This window comes from Streptomyces sp. NPDC026538 (assembly GCF_055567535.1).
In genome coordinates this window covers 568,888-587,732 of record NZ_JBVHQG010000007.1, presented here as the reverse complement: position 1 = coordinate 587,732, position 18,845 = coordinate 568,888, and the positions used below count along the sequence as shown (strand labels likewise).

Sequence of the window (18,845 nt, the reverse complement as noted above, 5' to 3'; positions counted from 1 at the left end):
CATGAGTGATGTCGACCGTCTCCGCGACTACCTGCGCAAGGTCACCGTCGACCTGCACGAGACCCGGCAGCGGTTGCGGGACTACGAGCAGCGCGACACCGAGCCGGTGGCCGTCGTCGGCATGGCCTGCCGCTTCCCCGGCGGCATCGCCTCGCCCGAGGACCTGTGGGAGGTGGTGGCCGCGGGACGGGACGTGATGTCGGCCTTCCCCACCGACCGGGGCTGGCCCCTGGACCGCCTCTTCGACCCCGACCCGGACCGGCCCGGCACCACCTATGTCAAAGAGGGCGGGTTCCTGTACGACGTGGCCGACTTCGACGCCACGTTCTTCGGGATCTCACCGCGCGAGGCCCTCGCCATGGACCCGCAGCAGCGGCTGCTCCTGGAGACCTCCTGGGAGGCGCTGGAACGGGCCGGCATCGACCCGCTGTCGCTGCGCGGCAGCCGCACCGGAGTGTTCGTCGGCAGCGGCGCCCAGGACTACGGGATGCTCGCCGCGCAGGCCGCCGAGGACCTGGAGGGGTACCTGCTGACCGGCAACGCGATCAGCGTGCTCTCCGGACGGCTGTCCTACACCCTCGGACTGGAGGGCGCGGCGCTGTCCGTGGACACCGCCTGCTCGGCCTCCCTGGTCGCCCTGCACCTGGCCCGCCAGTCGCTGGCCCGCGGTGAGTGCTCGCTGGCGCTGGCCGGCGGCGCGTCGGTGCTGTCCACCCCGGCCGGGTTCGTGGAACTGTCCCGGCAGCGCGGCCTGGCCCCGGACGGCCGCGCCAAGGCGTTCGCCGAGGCCGCCGACGGCACCGCCTGGGCCGAGGGCGCCGGGATCCTGGTACTGGAACGGCTCTCCGACGCGCGCCGCAACCGCCACCGCGTGCTCGCCGTGGTACGCGGCTCGGCCGTCAACCAGGACGGCGCCTCCAACGGGCTGACCGCACCCAACGGGCCCTCCCAGGAACGGGTCATCCGCGCCGCGCTCGCCGACGCGGGCCTGGCCGCCGCCGACATCGACGCCGTCGAGGCACACGGCACCGGGACCGCGCTGGGCGACCCCATCGAGGCCAACGCGCTGCTCGCCACCTACGGCCGCAACCGGCCGGCCGACCGGCCGCTGTGGCTGGGCTCGCTCAAGTCCAACCTGGGCCACGCCGGCGCGGCGGCCGGGGTCGGCGGCATCATCAAGACGGTGATGGCACTGCGCGGCGACCGGCTGCCGCGCACCCTGCACGTGGACGCGCCCACCTCCGAGGCGGACTTCACCTCCGGCGCGGTGGCGCTGCTCACCGAGGAGCAGCCCTGGCCGGAGACCGGCCGACCGCGCCGCGCCGGCGTCTCGGCGTTCGGCATCAGCGGCACCAACGCACACGTACTCCTCGAGCAGGCCGACGAGTTCGAGGCGCCGGAGCCGGGAACGGCCATGGCGGCCGTGGCGATCGGCATGCTCACGCCGGTACCCCTGGTGGTCTCCGCCCGCACTCGCGAGGCCCTGCAGGCCCAGGCCGAACGCCTGCTGCCCCTGGTACGGAGCGGTACCCCGCTGCCCGACCTCGCCGCGGCCCTGGTGCACTCCCGTGCCGCCCTCGAACACCGTGCCGTGGTGGTCGCCGCCGACCCGGACACCGCCGCCGAGGGCCTGGCCGCCCTGGCCGCGGGCCGTTCGCACGACTCCCTGGTCAGTGCCACCGCCGCACCGGACGACCGGGTGGTGTTCGTGTTCCCCGGCCAGGGCTCCCAGTGGACCGGCATGGCCGCCGAACTCCTCGACTCCGCACCGGTGTTCGCCGCGCACCTCGCCGAGTGCGACACCGCGGCCCGCGCCTTCGTGGACTGGTCCCTCACCGACGTGCTGCGCGAGGCGCCCGGCGCGCCCGACATGGAGCGCATCGAGATTTTGCAACCGGTGCTGTTCGCGGTGATGGTGTCGCTCGCCGAACTGTGGCGTTCCTACGGCCTCACCCCGGCCGCGGTGGTCGGCAGCAGCCAGGGCGAGATCGCCGCCGCCTACACGGCCGGGGCGCTGTCCCTGCACGACGCGCTGAAGATCGTGGTGCTGCGCAGCCAGTTGTTCGCCGACGAACTGCGCGGCAACGGCGCGGTCGTGTCGGTGGCCGCGCCCGAGGAGCAGGTCCGCGCCCGGCTGGCCGCCCAGGGCGACGCGCTGCACATCGGCGGGGTCAACGGGCCGAACGCGGTCACCGTGGTCGGCGAGCCGGCCGGCCTCGATCGGTTCGTCACCGAGGCCACCGCCGACGGGCTGCGCGCCCGCCTGGTCGCCTCCACCGTCGCCTCGCACTGCGACCAGGTGGACCCGCTGCACGACCGCATCGTGGACATGTTCGCGGACGTACGGCCCACCGCCACCGAGGTGCCGTTCTGCTCCACCGTCACCGGCGCCTTCGCCGACACCGGCACCCTGGGTGCGGAGTACTGGTTCGACAACGCCCGCCGGCCGGTGGCCTTCGACCCGGCCGTGCGCACCCTGCTGGCCGCCGGGTTCCGGCACTTCGTCGAGGTCAGTCCGCACCCGGTACTGGTCACCGCCGTCCAGGAGATCGCCGAGGACGCCGGGGCCGATGCCGCCGCGGTCGGTTCGCTGCGTCGCGAACAGGGCGGCCTGGACCGCTTCCTGCGCTCGGCGGCCGACGCATACACCCGCGGCGCCCCGGTCGACCTCGGCGCCGCCCTGGCCGGCCGGGACACCGCCTGGGTGGACCTGCCCACCTACCCCTTCCAGCGGCAGCGCTACTGGCCGGAGCCCGACCCCACCGCCGCCACGGCGACCTCCGATCCGATGGAGTCCGGTTTCTGGGAGGCGGTCGAGAACGCCGACCTGGCCGGCCTAAGCGACGCCCTGGAACTGGACACCGCACCGCTGGCCGCCGTACTGCCCGCGCTGTCGGCATGGCGGCGGCAGCGGCGGGAGCAGTCCGTCGTGGACTCCTGGCGCCACACCCTGGACTGGCGGCCGGTGCCCGACCCGGCGAGCGCCCGGCTGTCCGGGGACTGGCTGGTCGCCGTACCCCCGGGACACACCGGTCCGGAACCCGACGCGCTGGCCCGGCACGGCGCCCGGGTGATCCGGGTCGAGGTGGCGGCCGGTCCGCCGGATCCGGAAGCCCTGCGCACCGCGCTGGCCGGCGCGCAGCCCGCCGGGGTGCTCGCCCTGTTGGCCTGGCCGGCCGCCGTGACCCTGGTCCGCGCCCTCGTCGAAGCGGGCGTGGCGGCGCCGCTGTGGTTCACCACCACACATGCGGTGGCCCTGGACGCCGAGCCGGACGGCGACCCGGACCGGGCCGGGCTGTGGGGCCTGGCCCCCACTGTCTCCCTGGAACACCCGGCCCTCACCGGCGGCATCGTCGACCTGCCCGCCCAGGCCGACGAACGGGCGCTGACCCGCTGGTGCGCGGCGCTGTCCGGGCGGACCGGCGAGGAACAACTCGCCGTCCGCCCGGCCGGGTTGTTCGCCCGCCGCCTGGTACGCAGCCCGCTGACCGCTCCGACCGGCGCCGGCTGGCATCCCACCGGTACCACCCTGGTCACCGGCGCGGACACCGCCGTCGGCGCGGCCACGGCCCGCTGGCTGGCCGCCGCAGGCGCCCCCGCGCTGCTGCTGGCCGCGGACCCGGACGCCACCGTGGCCGCCGACGTCGTCACCGAACTCCGCGACCTGGGCGCCGAAGTCCACACCGCGGCCTGTGATCTGACGGACCGTGAGTCCGTCGCCGAACTGCTCGCCGGGCACCCGGTCACCGCTGTGCTGCACACCGCCGTACCGCTGACCGAGGCGCCCCTGACCGCCCTCGACGGCTCCGCCGCGCCCCACCCCGGGGTCACCGCCGCCCGGCACCTGCACGACCTCACCCGCGACACCCCGCTCACCGCGTTCGTGCTGTTCTCCTCCGTGTCCGGCACCTTCGGCGGCGTCGGCCAGGCCGGCTACGCCGCGGCCGCCGCCGCACTGGACGCGCTGGCCGAACACCGTGCCGCTGCCGGGCTGCCCGCCCTCTCGGTGGCCTGGGCGCCCTGGGACGACCCGGCCGACACCACCGGCGTGGCGGCCACCCGCCGGGAACGGCTGGCCGGCCGGGGCATCGCGGTCCTCGACGAGCACCGTGCCCTGGCCGCGCTCGGCGCCGCGCTCACCGCCGGGGACACCCGGCTGCTGCTCGCCGACGTGGACTGGCCGCGGTTCCGGGCCGCGTACACCATCACCGGACCGCGCCCGCTCATCGCCGACTTCACCCCCGACCGCGGCCGCCGCGAGCCCACCGGCCCGGACACCCCGGACGCCGGCCGGCTGGCCGCCCTGCCCGCCGCCGAGCGGTACGGCGCGCTGCTGGCCGCGATCACCGGGCAGGCCGCCGCCGTCCTGGGCTTCGCCGACGGCTCCGCGATCGACGCGGGCCGCCGCTTCCTCGAACACGGCTTTGACTCGCTGACCACCCTGGAGCTGCGCAACCGGCTGTCGGCGGCCACCGGGTTACGGCTGACCGCGGCCACCCTGTTCGAGCACGACACCCCCGAGGCGCTCGCCCGGTACCTGGGGGGCGAACTCGGCCCGGACCCGGCCGCCACCCCCGAGGCCGGGATGTTCACGGGCCTGTACCGGGCGGCGACCGAGGCCGGGAAGACCGGCGAGTTCATCGAACTGCTCGGCGCCGCCGCCAAGTTGCGCACCACCTTCGGCTCCGGCGACGAGGCGGCCCCGTTGCCCGGACCGGTGGAGCTGACCGCCCATGACGAGGGCCCCCTCCTGGTCTGCCTGCCCACCGTGCTGGCCACCTCCGGCCCCCACCAGTACGCCCGATTCGCCGCCGGACTGCGCGGTCGCCGCGCGGTCTCGGCACTCGCCCTGCCCGGCTACCTCGACGGCGAACCGCTGCCCGCCGACCGGCCCGCCGCCATCGCGGCCGTCACCCGGCAGGTGGAGAGGGCGGCGGGGGAGCGCCCGGTGGTGCTGGTCGGCTACTCCTCGGGCGGTCTGCTGGCCGACGGCGTCGCCGCCGAGCTGGCCGCACGGGGCCGTCCGGCCGCCGGCCTGGTCCTCGTCGACACCTTCGTCTTCGGCCCCGAACTCACCACCGACGGCGCCGCCCTGTTCGAGCAGATGCTCACCCGGCTGGCCGACAACGGCTCGGTCACCGACGCCCGGCTCACCGCCATGGGCGGCTATCTGCGACTGCTCACCGACTGGGAACCCGCCGGCTCCGACACGCCCGTCCTGGTGGCCCGTGCCACCGAGCCGCTCACCGGGTTCGCCCGCCCGCCGGCCTCCTGGGCCTGCCCGCACGACGTGGTGGAGCTGGCCGGCGACCACTTCACCGTCCTCGAAGAGCATGCCGACCGTACTGCCCAGGCGGTGCACGAGTGGCTGGAGAAGCAGTGACACAACGACGTACCACCGTTCTGGTCGTCGGCGCGGGCCCGTGTGGCCTGGCCATGGCCGCACAGCTCAGCCGGCTCGGCGTGGCGGTCACCGTGGTCGACGCGGCCGACCACCCGCACACCGGCTCCCGGGCGATCCTGCTGTGGCCGCCGGTACGGGAAGTCCTCGGTGAACTGGGGCTCGCCGAGCGGGCCGTCCGCGACAGCGTCCAGCCCGCCGCGCTCCACTACCACCTGGGCTCGGGCGGCAGCGTGCGCGTGCCGCTCAGCGAGGCCAACGCCCCGCTGGTGCTGCCCCAGGAGAGCACCGGCCGGCTGCTCGCCCAGGCTCTGGCCGACCGGGGCGTCGACGTCGAGTGGGGCACCCGGGTCACCAAGGTCGCCCCGGACGCGCACACGGTCACCGTCACCGCGAGCCGTGCGGACGGCACCACCACCGAGATCGAGGCCGACTGGGTGGTGGGCGCCGACGGGCTGCACAGCCAGGTCCGCGCCCAGCTGGGCATCGACTTCTCCGGGGCCCGGTTCCCGGCCACCTTCCTGCTCGCCGAGGGACGCATCGCCGGCGAGCACGGCAGCGGCGGGATCAGCACCGAGGAGATCCACTACTTCCTCGCCGACACCGGGGTCGCGCTGATCGCCCCGCTGCCCGGCGGCGAGTTCCGAATCTCCGGCGCGGTCCCGGACGGTACCGAGGCCACCGCCGAGCAGGCCCAGGCACTGCTGGACGAACGCGGTCCCGGCGGGCTCCGCTTCACCGAGGTGCGCACCGTGACCCTGTTCGCGAGCGACGAGCGGGTGGCCGGCGCGCTGCGATCCGGCCGTTGCTTCCTCGTCGGCGACGCCGCCCACGTGCACAGCCCGATCGGCGGCCAGGGCCTCAACCTAGGCATCCCCGACACCCGCAACCTGGCCTGGAAGCTCGCCGGCGTGGTGCACGGCCGACTCCGCGAGTCGATCCTGGACACCTACGACCCCGAGCGCCGGGCCGCGATCGAGCAGACCCTCCAGGCCACCGGCCGGATGGCCCGGCAGGCCGTGGTCGGCCCGCTGGCCCGTCAGATCCGCAACGTCACCTGGCGGCTGCTCGACGCCACCGGCGTACTGGCCCGCGGCTACGCCCCGATGCTGGCCGGCTGGCGCAGCCAGTACCCCGACGTGCTGTTCGGCGGCACGGAACGCGCCCGGCCGCGCCCCGGCACCCGGGACCCCCGGTGGATCCCCAAGCCGGCCGATGAACTCGCCGGCCTGTTCCAGCTGATCACCTACGGCGGCAAGGACACCCGACTGGCCATCGAGGCGGCGGAGTTGGCCGACCGACTGCCCCAACTGGTCGCGCACTTCCCGCTGGACGGCCCCACCGAGAAGTACGTGCTGCTGCGCCCGGACGGCTATGTGGCCGCCGCCGGCCCCGCCGACCGGTTCCCCGGCGCAGCCGCGAAGCTCACCGCACTGGTCCCCACCCCGTCGTCCCCGGCCGCCACCACCCCGTGACGGCCGAGCACCTCACGAGTCGAGCACCTCACGAGTCGAGCACCTCACGAACCGAGCACCCCACGAGTCCAGCACCCCACGAGTCCAGCACCCCACGATGAGAGGACACGACATGCCCCACCCCGACGGCGCGCCGGCCACCGGCTGTCCCGTGCACGCCGACGCCACGGCGGCCCCCCGCCCCTGGGCGCCCGGGCTGCCCGAACCAGGCCCGGTGGAGCAGCTGTTGCTGCCCGACGGCAACCCGGTCTGGATGATCACCCGTTACGACGACGCGCTCGCCGCGCTCAACAACCGCAAGCTCAGCAAGCACTTCGACAACGCGCTGCCCGAGCTGTGGCCCTCCGTGGGCTACGACGGCCGTAAGTCCATCCTCAACCAGCACATGAACCTCGCCGACCCGCCCGAGCACACCCGGCTGCGCAGACTGGTCTCCAAGGCGTTCACGCCGCGCCGGGTCGCCGACCTCGGCGAGCGGATCCAGCAGATCACCGACGAACTGCTCGACGCGGTCGCCGAGGCCGGCACCGCGGACCTGAAGGCCTCGTTCATCTCGCCGCTGATTTCCACGGTGCTCTACGAGATGCTCGGCGTGCCGCTCGCCGACGTCGAGGAGTTCGAGCGCAACACCTACATCTTCGTCGGCCTCGGCAACTCCTCCAGCCCGGAGGAGGTCGTCGCCTCGGTCGGCTGGTTCGAGGAGTACCTGACCAAGCTGACCGCGCAGCGCCGTGCCGACCCGGGCCCCGACCTCATCTCCGGTCTGGTGCAGGCCAACGAGGACGGCGACGCCCTCGCCGATTTGGAGATCCGCTCCACGGTCATGCTGCTGCTCCTGGCCGGCGCCGAGACCACCATCAACCTGCTCTCCAACGGCATCCTCGCGCTGCTGCGCAACCCTGAGCAGCTGGCCGAACTCAAGGACGACCCCGAGGGGCTCGCCCCGGCCATCGAGGAGCTGCTGCGGCTGACCAGCCCGGTGTTCACGGTGGTGTACCGCTTCGCCACCGAGGACATGGAGCTCGGCGGCGCGCAGGTCAAGGCGGGCGAGCACGTGATGATCTCGCTGGCCGCGGCCAACCACGACCCGGGCCAGTTCAGCGCCCCGGAGACGCTGGACATCCACCGCGACGCCTCCAAGCACCTGGCACTCGGCCACGGCACCCACTTCTGCATCGGCGCCCCCCTGGCCAGGCTCAAGGCCCGGATCGCGCTGCGCACCCTGTTCGACCGGTTCGACGACCTCCGACTCGCCGTTCCCGACGAGAAGCTGACCTGGACGCCCAGCCTGGTGGCCAACAGCCTGGACCACCTGCCGGTGACGTTCACCGCGGCCACCCCGGCCGCCACGGGCTGACCTCTCCCGCGTATCCCCTGCCCCTCCCCGTACCGAGACTCTTTTCCGCGCGGTGACAGCCGTCCCGCGCGGGGTTGGGAACGACAGCGATGACCGAGGCACCGATGCTCGACCCGGGTTTCATAGCCCAGCTGCTGCCCTTCGACCCCTTCGACCCGGCCTTCCTGGCCGACCCCTACCCCATCTACGCGCAGATCCGGGAGAAGGGCCCGGTGACCCGCACCCCGCTGGGGCTGTGGGCGGTGACCGGACACGAGGCCTGCTCGGCGGTACTGCGCGACCAGCGTTTCGGCTGGGGCGACGGCGCCACCGTCGCCGACCACTTCCGCACCGAGGCCGACGGCACGGTGGTGCGGCCGTTCATCTTCTCCGACCCGCCCGAGCACACCAGGATCCGGGCCCTGGTCGGCAAGGCGTTCGCGGCCCGCCAGGTGGACCGGATGCGCAGCACCGCCGAACAGGTCGTGCGCGAACTGATCGAGACCGCGCGCGCCGAGGCCGGCGACGGTCCGATCGACCTGATGAGCGCGGTGGCGCACCCGCTGCCCGGCCGGATGCAGAACGCGCTCCTGGACGTCCCGGCCGAGCACGCGGCCCGTTTCGACGAGTTGTCCGGGGACATCGCCCGCGGCCTGGACCCGAGCTTCCTGCTCGGGCCCGACGAGATCGCCAAACGCGACAACGCCCGCGCCGAGTTGTACCGGTACATCGGCGAGCTGGCCGAGGAGCGCCGGGCGCGGCCGGGCACCGACCTCATCAGCGAACTGGTCGCCGTCGAGGAGGGCGGCGACACGCTGACCCCGGAGGAGCTGGAGGTGACCTGCACCCTGCTGCTCTCCGCCGGGTACGCCACCACCGTGAACCTGATCGGCAACGGCATGTTCGCGCTGCTGGGCCGCCCAGACCAGCGGGACTGGCTGCGCGCCCACCCCGGCCAGGTGCCCGCCGCGGTCGAGGAGATGCTGCGCTTCGACACACCGGTGCAGATGATCTCGCGGGTCGCCCTGGCCGAGGCCGAGATCGCCGGGCACACCATCCAGCCGGGCGAGCAGGTCATGCTGATGATCGGCGCCGCCAGCCACGACCCGGACGTCTACGACGACCCCGACGAGCTGAGGCTGGACCGGCCCACCGGCCGCAACCTGGGCTTCGGCCTCGGCATCCACTTCTGCGTCGGCGCGCCGCTGGCCCGGCTCACCGCACAGGCCGCGGTGTCCGCCCTGGCCGCGCTGGACCTGGAGCCGGTCACCGACAGCCCGGCCCGGGTGCCCAACATCATCATGCGCGGCCTGGCCGAACTGCCCGTCCGGGTCACCGGCTGACCCGCGGGACACCGGGCGGATGCCCACCGGAGCCCTCCGGTGGGCACGCACCCCATCCACCCGGCCCCCGCCCCCGGCCACCCGCCGACGGCCTCACCGCACCCCTCACGGCCACGGCCTCACCGCCCGACCACACGGCCACGGCCTCACCGCACACGGAGAGTACGGGGATGACCGACACCCTGACCGCACCGGAACTCTGGATTCGCCGCTACCGGCCGGCGACCCGGCACACCGACCTGTCGCTGGTCTGCTTCCCGCACGCGGGCGGCTCCGCCAGCTACTTCCGGCCGCTCGCAGACGCGCTGGCCCCCGTCGCCGACGTCCTGTCCTTGCAGTACCCGGGCCGCCAGGACCGGCGCGCCGAACCGCCCCGCACGTCGATCCACCGACTGGCCGACGAGATCCTCACCGTGCTGGAGTCCCTGGCACCGCGCCGGCTGGTGCTGTTCGGGCACAGCATGGGCGCCTGCCTGGCGTTCGAGGTGGCGCGCCGGATCGAGCAGCGCTCCTCGCTCGACCTGCTGGGGCTCGTCGCGTCCGGCCGCACCGCCCCGCCCAAGGTGCGCGACCGCGGGGTCCGTTCGATGGACGACGCCGGTGTCGTCGCCGAGATCCGCCGCCTCAACGGCACCGACGAGCGGCTGCTCCTCGACGAGGACGTCATCCAGATGATCATGCCGGCCGTCCGCGGTGACTACACGGCGGTGGAGACCTACCGGTACCTGCCGGGACCACGGCTGCGCTGCCCGATCAGTGTGCTCGTCGGCGACGACGACCCGCAGGTCACCCTCGCCGAGGCCGAGGAGTGGCGCGACCACACCGAGGGTGCCTTCACACTGCGCGCCTTCCCCGGCGGCCACTTCTACCTGGCCGAACAGCAGGCGGGGGTGGTCCGGGCGCTGACCGAGGACCTGGCGGCCTTTCGCCCGGGCCCGGGACACGGCGCCTGACCGAACCTTCCCCGAGCACGCCCCCAGACCGAAGGAAGCCTGTGGTGATGACCGACCTGGCCGCCGCGATCGAGTCCCCCGACGCGCAGTCACGTGACTTCGCGTCCCTGCCGGTACCGGAGTCCTACCGGGCCGCCGTGCTGCGCAAGGACGAGCAGCACATGTTCGACGGTGTCCCGGTCGGCGACCGCGAACCCGCCAAGGCCCTGCACATCGGTGACGTACCGACCCCGGAGCCCGGCCCCGGCGAGGCCCTGATAGCCGTCATGGCGAGCGCCGTCAACTACAACACGGTGTGGAGCGCGCTGTTCTCGCCCGTGCCGACCTTCGCCTTCCTCGAACGCTACGCCCGCACCGGCGGCCCGGCCGCCCGGCACGACCTGCCGTACCACGTGATCGGCTCCGACCTGTCCGGCGTGGTCCTGCGCACCGGGCCCGGGGTGCGCCGTTGGCAGCCCGGTGACCGGGTGGTCGCGCACTGCCTGTCCGTCGAGCTGGAGGACGCGGCCGGCCACGACGACACCATGCTCGACCCGGAGCAGCGGATCTGGGGCTTCGAGACCAACTACGGCGGGCTGGCCGAGCTGGCGCTGGTGAAGGCCAACCAGCTGATGCCCAAGGCCGGGCACCTGACCTGGGAGGAGGCCGCGGCCCCCGGCCTGGTCAACTCCACCGCCTACCGTCAGCTCGTCTCGCGCAACGGCGCCGCCATGAAGGTCGGCGACACCGTGCTGATCTGGGGCGCGGGCGGCGGTCTCGGCTCGTACGCCACCCAGTACGCGCTGGCGGGCGGCGCGATACCGATCTGCGTGGTCTCCAGCGAGCAGAAGGCGGAGATCTGCCGGGCGATGGGCGTCGAGGCGATCATCGACCGTGGCGCGGAGAACTACCGGTTCTGGCGCGACGAGGAGACCCAGGACCAGCGGGAGTGGAAGCGGTTCGGCAAGCGCATCCGTGAACTGACCGGCGGCGACGACGTGGACATCGTCTTCGAGCACCCGGGCCGGGAGACCTTCGGGGCCTCCGTCTACGTGGCCCGCAGGGGCGGCACGATCGTCACCTGCGCCTCCACCTCAGGCTACCGGCACGAGTTCGACAACCGCTACCTCTGGATGCACCTCAAGCGGATCATCGGCTCGCACTTCGCCAACTACCGGGAGGCCTGGGAGGCCAACCGGCTCGTCGTCAAGGGCCGCATCCACCCCACCCTCTCGCGCACCTACCCGCTCACCGAGACCGGCCGGGCCGTCACCGACGTCCACCGCAACCACCACCACGGCAAGGTCGGCGTGTTGTGCCTGGCCTCGCGAGAGGGCCTCGGCGTCACCGACCCCGAACTGCGGAAACGGCACGAGCCGGCCATCAACCGCTTCCGCACGGCGTGAGCGCGCACCGGCCGGGACGCGCGCGTTCCGGTTCCCGCCGGCAGGACGCTCACCGATGTTTGGTCTGAACCATTGACATGTCCACGGACCAGGGCCTTCAATGCGGCACGTCCACGTATATCTTCCGGCGTTCACGTATGAGGAAGGTCCTGGCATGATCACCCCCCACCCGGACATAGCCTGGCCCCGCACCCTGTTGAGACTCCTCGCCCTGGTCGCCGTGGTGCTCGGCGTCCAGGCCGCGCCCGCACACACCGCCCGGGCCGCCACGCCCGTCAATGTGATCGCCTTCTACGACGGCACATACGACGCGGCGCACATCAGCTTCGACCACGAGGCCAGCACCTGGTTCCCGCAGGCCGGCGCCCAGAACGGCTTCACCTACACCCAGACCACGGACTGGAGCTGGCTCAACACCGCGACGCTCGCCAACTACCAGGTGGTCATGTTCCTCGACGACTACCCGCACACCGCTTCGCAGCAGTCCGCCTTCCAGAGCTATGTGGCGGGCGGCGGCGGATTCATCGGCTTCCACGTCTCGGCGTACAACGACAACACCAGTGACTGGCCCTGGTACCACAACACGTTCCTCGGTACCGGCACCTTCAGGAGCAACAGCTGGGGTCCGACCGCGGAGACCCTTCAGATCGACGACCGCACCCACCCCGCGACCGCGAACCTCCCGGCCACCATCACGTCCTCGGTCAGCGAGTGGTACAGCTGGCAGAACGACCTCCGGCAGAACCCCGCCATCGACATCCTCGCCTCGATGGCCCCGTCCACCTTCCCGGTCGGCACCGACCCCAACCAGACCTGGTACAGCGGCTACTACCCGATCGTCTGGTCCAACCGCAACTACAAGATGGTCTACAACAACTTCGGCCACAACGCGATGGACTACGCGACCAACACCGCCCTGTCGTCGACGTTCGGCAGCGCCCAGCAGAACCAGCTCCTGCTCCAGGAGATCAAGTGGGCGTCCGGCCAGTCGGGTCCGGTCACCCCGCCCACGAACACCACCGGTCCGATCCACGGCTACGGCGGCAAGTGCGTGGACGTGGCAGGCGCCGCGACCGCCAACGGCACCGCCGTACAGCTCTACGACTGCAACGGCACCAGCGCGCAGAACTGGACGGTCTCCACGGCCGGGACCATCAGCTCGCTCGGCAAGTGCATGGACGTGACCCGGGCTTCCACCGCCAACGGTGCCAAGGTGCAGCTCTACGACTGCAACGGCACCGGCTCCCAGGTCTGGCAGCCCGGCGCGAACGGCTCCCTGGTCAACCCGCAGTCGGGCAAGTGCCTCGACGCGACCGGCCCCAGCTCGGCCAACGGCACCCGACTGCAGATCTGGTCGTGCTCGGGTTCCGCCAACCAGAGCTGGACACTGCCGTCCTGAACCGCCCTCCCGTAAGGGGCCGGCATGCCGCAGCCCGCGGCCTGCCGGCCCTTTCGCTCTGCCGGGAGCACGGCGTCAGAACAGCGTGCGCACGGGCGTGCCGGCGCTCCAGGCCGCGATGTCCTCGACCGCGTCCCGGTAGAAGACCTCGTACAGATCCCGGCTGACGTAGCCGACGTGGGGAGTGACCACGGCGTTCGGCAGGGTGCGCAGCGGGTGACCGGCGGGCAGGGGTTCCCGGTCGAAGACGTCCAGCGCAGCCGACGCGATCCGTTTCCCGGTCAACGCGTCGATCAGTGCCGCCTCGTCCACGACGGGCCCGCGCGAGGTGTTCACCAGGATCGCCGTCGGTTTCATGAGGCCCAGTTCGCGCTCTCCGACCAGGCCCCGGGTGCGCTCGCTGAGGACGAGGTGGATGCTCAGCACATCGGAGCGGGCGAACAGTTCGTCCATCGAGACGTATTCCGCTCCCTTCGCCTGTGCGTCGGCGGGCGTCAGGTTCTGGCTCCAGGCGATGGTCCGCATACCGAAGGCGCGCCCGATCTCCGCGACCGCGGTCCCGAGCCGGCCGAGCCCGAGGATCCCGAGGGTGGCGCCCCTGAGGCTCGTCCCCAGACCCACCTGCCAGCCGCCCCGGCGTACGGAGTCCACCTGCTGCGGGACCATGCGGGCCGCGGAGAGGACGAGCGCCCAGGTGAGTTCGACCGTCGGGTATCCGAAATAGCCGGTACCGCAGACGGTGATCCCGGCCCGGCGTGCGGCGTCCAGATCGATCGCCGCGTTGACCGGCCCGGTGGTCACGAGAAGCTTCAGGCGCGGCAGTCTGCCGAGCGTCGAGGCCGGAAAGCGCGTCCGCTCCCGCATGGCGACCACCACCTCGTACTCGGCGAGCGCCGCCACGACCGCCTCCTCGTCCTCGAAGGCATCCCTGAACACGTGCACGTCCCCCCGGAGCGAATCCCAGTCGGCCAGGCTCAGGGCCACGCCTTGGTAGTCGTCCAGGATCGCGATCCGCATACGGATTCCTCTCGTTCTCGGCAGCCGGGCGGCGTGTCGTGAACGAGGGTACGGGGGTGAACCGGCGGGACGTGTGCGGCACGTGGGCTCCGTGACCGAAATGGTCGGTGCCCCCCGTGAGGATTTTTGCCCACACCGCGAAAAGACCTGTCAAGCGCGATGTTCCTCACATGAGAAAGCGGCTCCCCGGCGGCCGTATACGGCGGATTCGCGGTGGTAGCCTCGAATGAGTGAGCAGTCGACTCCGCGTCAAAGGAGCTCGCCGGCACCACCTTCGCGGTGTCTCCATGGAATTGCCCAGGAGGTCGCTCGTCGTATTCACGGGAGTTTCCGGTCCGGGTAAGTCGAGCCTGGCGTTCGTCACCGCATTCACGGCAAGGCGGCGGCAATATGTGGAATCGCTGTCCGCGTACGCACGGAAATTCCTCGGACAGCTCGACAGGCCCGACGCCGACACCGTCGAGGGACTGCCCCCGGCGATCGCCGTCGAACTGCGGCACCGCACTCTCTATCTGCCCGACGAACCCACCACCGGTCCGCACCCCGCCGACCGGGAACGCCTGCGGGCCGCCCTGCATCGACTTCTCGGAGGCGGGAACACGTTAGTTGTCACCGAGCACCACCTCGGCGTCGTCAGGACGGCCGACCGTCCGGGCGACATCGGCCCGCAAGGGGGCCACCGGGGCGGACAGGTGAGCACCGCGGGCACCCCGGAACAGAACGCGGTCCACCCGGGATCGCACACCGGCAGGTATCCCGGTGCGCTGCTGGAGGAGACGATATGAGCCTCGCCCCAAGCGAAGCCGTGCCGGCGCGGGAGCTGTCCCCGTTCGACGACGAGACCGACGGCCCCGCACCACGGCTCCCGGCGGAGGGCGGCAGCACCGACCCCGTGAAGGACTACCTGCGCGTCATCGCCCGGGTCCGGCTGCTCACCGCGGAGCAGGAGGTGGACCTCGCCAAGCGCGTCGAGGCCGGCCTGTACGCGCAACGGCTGCTGGTGGAGGGCGAGAACCGGTATCCACGGGAGGAACTGGCCCTGCTCGCCGAGGACGGCCACCGGGCCAAGGCCCACCTCACCGAGGCCAACCTTCGCCTGGTCGTCTCCGTCGCCAAGCGCTTCACCGGCCGGGGCCTGGACTTTCTCGACCTCGTCCAGGAAGGCAACGCCGGACTCATCCGCGCGGTGGAGAAGTTCGACTACGCCAAGGGCTTCAAGTTCTCCACGTACGCGACCTGGTGGATCAAACAGGCGGTCACCCGTGCCCTGGCCGACCAGAGCCGCACCATACGGATCCCGGTCCACACCGTGGAGATCATCAACCGGGTGGCCCGGGCGCGCCGGGAACTCATCCAGCAGACAGGCGTCCCGCCGACCCTGCAGGACGTCGCCGCGAAGGCCGAGATCCCGGTCGAACGACTCGTCGAACTCGACGCCTACACCAGGGAACCCGTCTCCCTGCACGCCACGCTGAGCGAGGAGGGCGAAGGAGAGTTCGGTGACCTCATCGAGGACACCGACGCGCCCGCGCCCTGGGAGGCCGTCACCCACCTCCTCCTCCAGGAGACCATCCGCTCCCTGCTCACCGACATGACCGCCCGCGAGTCCGGCATCATCGCGCTGCGTTACGGACTCACCGACGGCCGCCCCCGCACCCTGGAGGAGATCGGCGTCGTCTACGGCGTGACCCGCGAACGCATCCGGCAGATCGAGGCCAGGACGATGACCAAGCTCCGTCACCCCTCCCGCTCCCAGGTGCTGCGCGACTACCTCGACGACACCTGACCCGGCCGGCCGGACCGCCGTCTCCCCCCCGGCCGACCCGTCTGCCGTTTCCCGGGCGACAGCAAGCCGGGCGATCCGAACGGCCAGGGTCTCGACGGCAGGTGCTTCGCGGTCGCACCCACCGGGGGGACGGCCGCACCCACGGGGGAGACGGTCGCACCCACGGGGGAGGAGGCGCCTCAGTGGCCGGGAGCCGCGACGGCTGCCGTCACAGGCCGCGCCACACGTTGTCGAAGGCCGCGTCCTCGATCTCCCGCCGCTGCCGGACGGCGGCCAGCTCCGTCACGGCACCGTCCACGGCGGCGACCACCGTCACGGTCGCGTCGGAGACGGTGCTCGCGAGATCCTTGGGCGTCTCGTCCTGGATGCCGACGGCGGCCGCGAACGCGGCGAGCACCGGTTCGCCCGACGTCCAGCGCTCACGCGCCCGGGCATGCTCGGGCGAGTCGGCCGGCGCCGTCCGCCCGGTCGGCAGCGGCAGCCAGCGCCGCCGCTCCCGGGTGACCGTCCCGTCCTCCTCCAGTTCGGCGAGGTAAGCGGCGGACAGGCCACGTCCCCGGCGCCACAGCCAGTCCTCGACCGACTCGTACGGCGCATCGCGCTTCAGTGCCGCCGCCGCCTCGTCGAGGAGCCGGTCGCCCGTCCCGCCCGGGGAAGCGGGTACGACGATCTCGTCGTCGAGGGTGACCGCCCCGGCGCCGAGGAGATCGACCAGTTCGGCTCCCGCGAGCGCCAGCGAGAGGTCGCCCTGCTCGACGGACCGGCCTGCGGCGTCGTAGACGGTGACGATGAACAGGTCCCGGGGTGTGGTCATGTCGGACTCCCCAACAGAGATGGCGACAGAGGCATCTGAGGCAATGGTGGCGCGGAAGAATACGATGCCCGGTGCGGGCGCCACGCAGTCTCTCGCGCTTGGACCGCAGAGGTCACCCGTTCTGCCCAGACGAAGCGTGCGGTACGCCGCCCGTACCACCACGATGTGCCGCGATGGCCCGACACGCAGCGCGAGGCGGCCACACGACCGGGGGAGCGGCGCTCCGCACGGGCGGGCGATGGCCCACAGCGCCGGGGTGCGCCGGTCCGCAGGGCGGGGGCGGTGGCCCGCACCGTCGGGGTGCGACGCTCGCCCCGGACTGGGGCGGTGGTCCACAGAGCTGGGGGGCGGTGGCCCGCACCGTCGGGGTGCGGCGCTCGCCCGGTCGGGGGCGGTGGTCCACAGCGCTGGGGAGGGGTGGGGGTCGGCACCATCAGGGTGCGGCACACGGCGCCGGTGGTGTGGCGGCATGCGCGGTAGGCTGCTTGGCGATCAGGAGGGTGACGTCGGCCGGAGGTGGGTGGACATGACAGCGGAGGTCGAGCCGTCGTCCGCCGTCGGCGCGGGCGGCCGGGACAGCCGGCTGGGCCCGCTGATCATCACCCTCTTCGGGCTGTACGCGCGCGGCGAGCACAACTGGCTCTCCGTGGCCTCGGTGATACGCCTCATGGCGGATCTCGGTGTCGAGGGGCAGGCCGTCCGCTCCGCGGTCTCCCGGCTGAAGCGGCGCGGGGTGCTGCGGAGCGAGCGCCACGAGGGAGCCGCCGGATACGCCGTCGCCGACACCGCGCTGGAGGTACTGGCGGAGGGCGACATACGCATCTTCGAGCGGAACAGGGCCGCGGCCGACGACGGCTGGCTCGTCGTCGTCTTCTCGGTTCCCGAGTCCGAGCGGGACAAGCGGCACGCCTTGCGCACGGCCCTGACCCGGCTGGGTTTCGGCACCGCGGCCCCCGGCGTGTGGGTGGCCCCCGGCATCCTCGCCGACGAGACCCGCCGCACCCTGCAACGCCTCGAACTGACCCCGTACGTCGACATCTTCACCGGCGACCACTTCGCCTTCGGTGACCTGTCGGCGAAGGTCCGTGAGTGGTGGGACCTCGACGAGCTGTCCGCGCTCTACGCGGACTTCCTCGCGCGGTACGCGCCGGTGCGCGAGCGCGCCGCCGCGGGCGGGATCGCGCCGCAGGAGGCGTTCGGGATCTATCTGCCGATGCTCACCGAGTGGCGCCGGCTCCCGTACCGCGATCCCGGCCTGCCGCTCTCCCTGCTGCCGCAGGGCTGGCGCGGCGAGACCGCCGGCGCGCTCTTCGAAGAACTCGACAGGACGCTCCGGGCGCCCGCCCGCGAACACGCCCTGGCGGTCATCCACACTGCCTAGGCCTACGGCCTGATCAGCCGTTCCTCCGGGATCACGGCCACCCCGAGGATTTCGATCATCGCCTCCGGCTGCCAGAGCGCGGTGCAGCCGATGCCCGCCATCGCCGGGTACACCGGCCCCGCGAGCTCCCGCCACACCTTGCCGATCTCCTTGCCGTGGGCCTGGTAGTCGGGGATGTCGGTGAGATAGATCGTCACGCTCACCAGGTCCGCCGGCTCGCCGCCCGCCGCCCGCAGCGTGGTGAGCACGTTGCCGAACGCCTGGCGGAACTGCTCGACGATGCCACCCGGAACGATCTTCATGTCGGCGTCGAGCGCGGTCTGGCCGCCCAGGTGGAGCGTGTTGCCCGCGAGCGTTCCGTGCGAGTAGCCGCTCGGGGCGGGCAGTTCGGGCGGGTTCACGGCGACGGGAGTCATGAGGCCTCCGGTTCGGTGGTGTCCGGCTCCGGCCGCACGGCCGGTCGTATTGACAATAAATGACGACCGTGAAAAATGCGAGATAGGGCGCGGTCCTCGTCCGGACCCGACGGGCCGACGCCCCCGACGCCCCGACACC

11 protein-coding genes and 2 pseudogenes are annotated in these 18,845 nt (G+C 72.6%); 10 read left to right on the top strand and 3 right to left on the bottom strand.

Annotation, left to right across the window (positions count from 1 at the left end; translation table 11 throughout):
* Position 1 precedes the first annotated feature (1 nt).
* The 7 genes and pseudogenes from ACZ4N4_RS29390 to ACZ4N4_RS29360 form a co-directional block, all read left to right on the top strand.
* A pseudogene (locus ACZ4N4_RS29390) lies at positions 2-5,356 on the top strand (type I polyketide synthase); the annotation flags it as partial.
* A 23-nt stretch (positions 5,357-5,379) separates the two neighbouring features.
* A complete protein-coding gene (locus tag ACZ4N4_RS29385; protein ID WP_467594294.1) occupies positions 5,380-6,876 on the top strand; it encodes an FAD-dependent oxidoreductase in 1,497 nt (498 codons plus the stop codon).
* A 112-nt stretch (positions 6,877-6,988) separates the two neighbouring features.
* Positions 6,989-8,233, top strand: a complete 1,245-nt coding sequence (locus ACZ4N4_RS29380) for a cytochrome P450 family protein (RefSeq protein WP_467594291.1) — start codon at positions 6,989-6,991, stop codon at positions 8,231-8,233.
* An 89-nt stretch (positions 8,234-8,322) separates the two neighbouring features.
* Positions 8,323-9,555 (top strand): cytochrome P450, encoded by a 1,233-nt coding sequence (locus tag ACZ4N4_RS29375; RefSeq protein WP_467594288.1) that lies wholly within the window; start codon positions 8,323-8,325, stop codon positions 9,553-9,555.
* 170 nt (positions 9,556-9,725) lie between these two features.
* Entirely contained in the window at positions 9,726-10,508 is a 783-nt protein-coding gene (locus ACZ4N4_RS29370; protein ID WP_467594286.1) for a thioesterase II family protein, read from the top strand.
* A 47-nt stretch (positions 10,509-10,555) separates the two neighbouring features.
* Positions 10,556-11,893, top strand: coding sequence for a crotonyl-CoA carboxylase/reductase (gene ccrA, locus ACZ4N4_RS29365; protein ID WP_467594283.1), 1,338 nt, complete (start codon positions 10,556-10,558; stop codon positions 11,891-11,893).
* 154 nt (positions 11,894-12,047) lie between these two features.
* Positions 12,048-13,292 (top strand): ThuA domain-containing protein, encoded by a 1,245-nt coding sequence (locus tag ACZ4N4_RS29360; protein WP_467594280.1) that lies wholly within the window; start codon positions 12,048-12,050, stop codon positions 13,290-13,292.
* 75 nt (positions 13,293-13,367) lie between these two features.
* Here ACZ4N4_RS29360 and ACZ4N4_RS29355 read toward each other — a convergent pair whose 3' ends face one another.
* Entirely contained in the window at positions 13,368-14,309 is a 942-nt protein-coding gene (locus ACZ4N4_RS29355; protein WP_467594277.1) for a D-2-hydroxyacid dehydrogenase family protein, read from the bottom strand.
* Between the two features lie 230 nt (positions 14,310-14,539).
* Here ACZ4N4_RS29355 and ACZ4N4_RS29350 point away from each other — a divergent pair.
* Positions 14,540-14,800 (top strand): annotated as a pseudogene (locus ACZ4N4_RS29350) (hypothetical protein); the annotation flags it as partial.
* Between the two features lie 290 nt (positions 14,801-15,090).
* Complete coding sequence (locus ACZ4N4_RS29345) at positions 15,091-16,095, top strand: RNA polymerase sigma factor (RefSeq protein ID WP_467594274.1); 1,005 nt, start codon at positions 15,091-15,093, stop codon at positions 16,093-16,095.
* A 208-nt stretch (positions 16,096-16,303) separates the two neighbouring features.
* On the opposite strand, the gene ACZ4N4_RS29340 is transcribed toward ACZ4N4_RS29345, so the two are convergent.
* The gene (locus tag ACZ4N4_RS29340) at positions 16,304-16,909 is read right to left on the bottom strand and encodes a GOLPH3/VPS74 family protein (RefSeq protein ID WP_453579478.1); all 606 of its coding nucleotides are present in this window, start codon (positions 16,907-16,909) and stop codon (positions 16,304-16,306) included.
* Positions 16,910-17,435: 526 nt separating this feature from the next.
* On the opposite strand from ACZ4N4_RS29340, the gene ACZ4N4_RS29335 reads away from it, so the two are divergent.
* Positions 17,436-18,290 carry a PaaX family transcriptional regulator gene (locus ACZ4N4_RS29335; protein ID WP_467594271.1) on the top strand — a complete coding sequence of 285 codons (855 nt, stop codon included), beginning with the start codon at positions 17,436-17,438 and terminating at the stop codon, positions 18,288-18,290.
* Between the two features lie 2 nt (positions 18,291-18,292).
* Here the strand turns inward: ACZ4N4_RS29335 and ACZ4N4_RS29330 are convergent, their stop codons facing one another.
* Positions 18,293-18,706: a RidA family protein gene (locus tag ACZ4N4_RS29330; RefSeq protein ID WP_360496031.1), complete on the bottom strand. Its 414-nt coding sequence runs from the start codon at positions 18,704-18,706 to the stop codon at positions 18,293-18,295.
* Between the last annotated feature and the right edge of the window lie 139 nt (positions 18,707-18,845).

What these genes read in the sequence shown, in the direction of transcription:
- ACZ4N4_RS29335 (WP_467594271.1), top strand. Translation starts at nt 17,436, where the DNA reads ATGACAGCGGAGGTCGAGCCGTCGTCCGCCGTCGGCGCGGGCGGCCGG.
- ACZ4N4_RS29380 (WP_467594291.1), top strand. Translation starts at nt 6,989, where the DNA reads ATGCCCCACCCCGACGGCGCGCCGGCCACCGGCTGTCCCGTGCACGCC.
- ACZ4N4_RS29360 (WP_467594280.1), top strand. Translation starts at nt 12,048, where the DNA reads ATGATCACCCCCCACCCGGACATAGCCTGGCCCCGCACCCTGTTGAGA.
- ACZ4N4_RS29375 (WP_467594288.1), top strand. Translation starts at nt 8,323, where the DNA reads ATGACCGAGGCACCGATGCTCGACCCGGGTTTCATAGCCCAGCTGCTG.
- ACZ4N4_RS29345 (WP_467594274.1), top strand. Translation starts at nt 15,091, where the DNA reads ATGAGCCTCGCCCCAAGCGAAGCCGTGCCGGCGCGGGAGCTGTCCCCG.
- ACZ4N4_RS29340 (WP_453579478.1), bottom strand. Translation starts at nt 16,909, where the DNA reads ATGACCACACCCCGGGACCTGTTCATCGTCACCGTCTACGACGCCGCA.
- ACZ4N4_RS29355 (WP_467594277.1), bottom strand. Translation starts at nt 14,309, where the DNA reads ATGCGGATCGCGATCCTGGACGACTACCAAGGCGTGGCCCTGAGCCTG.
- ccrA (WP_467594283.1), top strand. Translation starts at nt 10,556, where the DNA reads ATGACCGACCTGGCCGCCGCGATCGAGTCCCCCGACGCGCAGTCACGT.
- ACZ4N4_RS29330 (WP_360496031.1), bottom strand. Translation starts at nt 18,706, where the DNA reads ATGACTCCCGTCGCCGTGAACCCGCCCGAACTGCCCGCCCCGAGCGGC.
- ACZ4N4_RS29370 (WP_467594286.1), top strand. Translation starts at nt 9,726, where the DNA reads ATGACCGACACCCTGACCGCACCGGAACTCTGGATTCGCCGCTACCGG.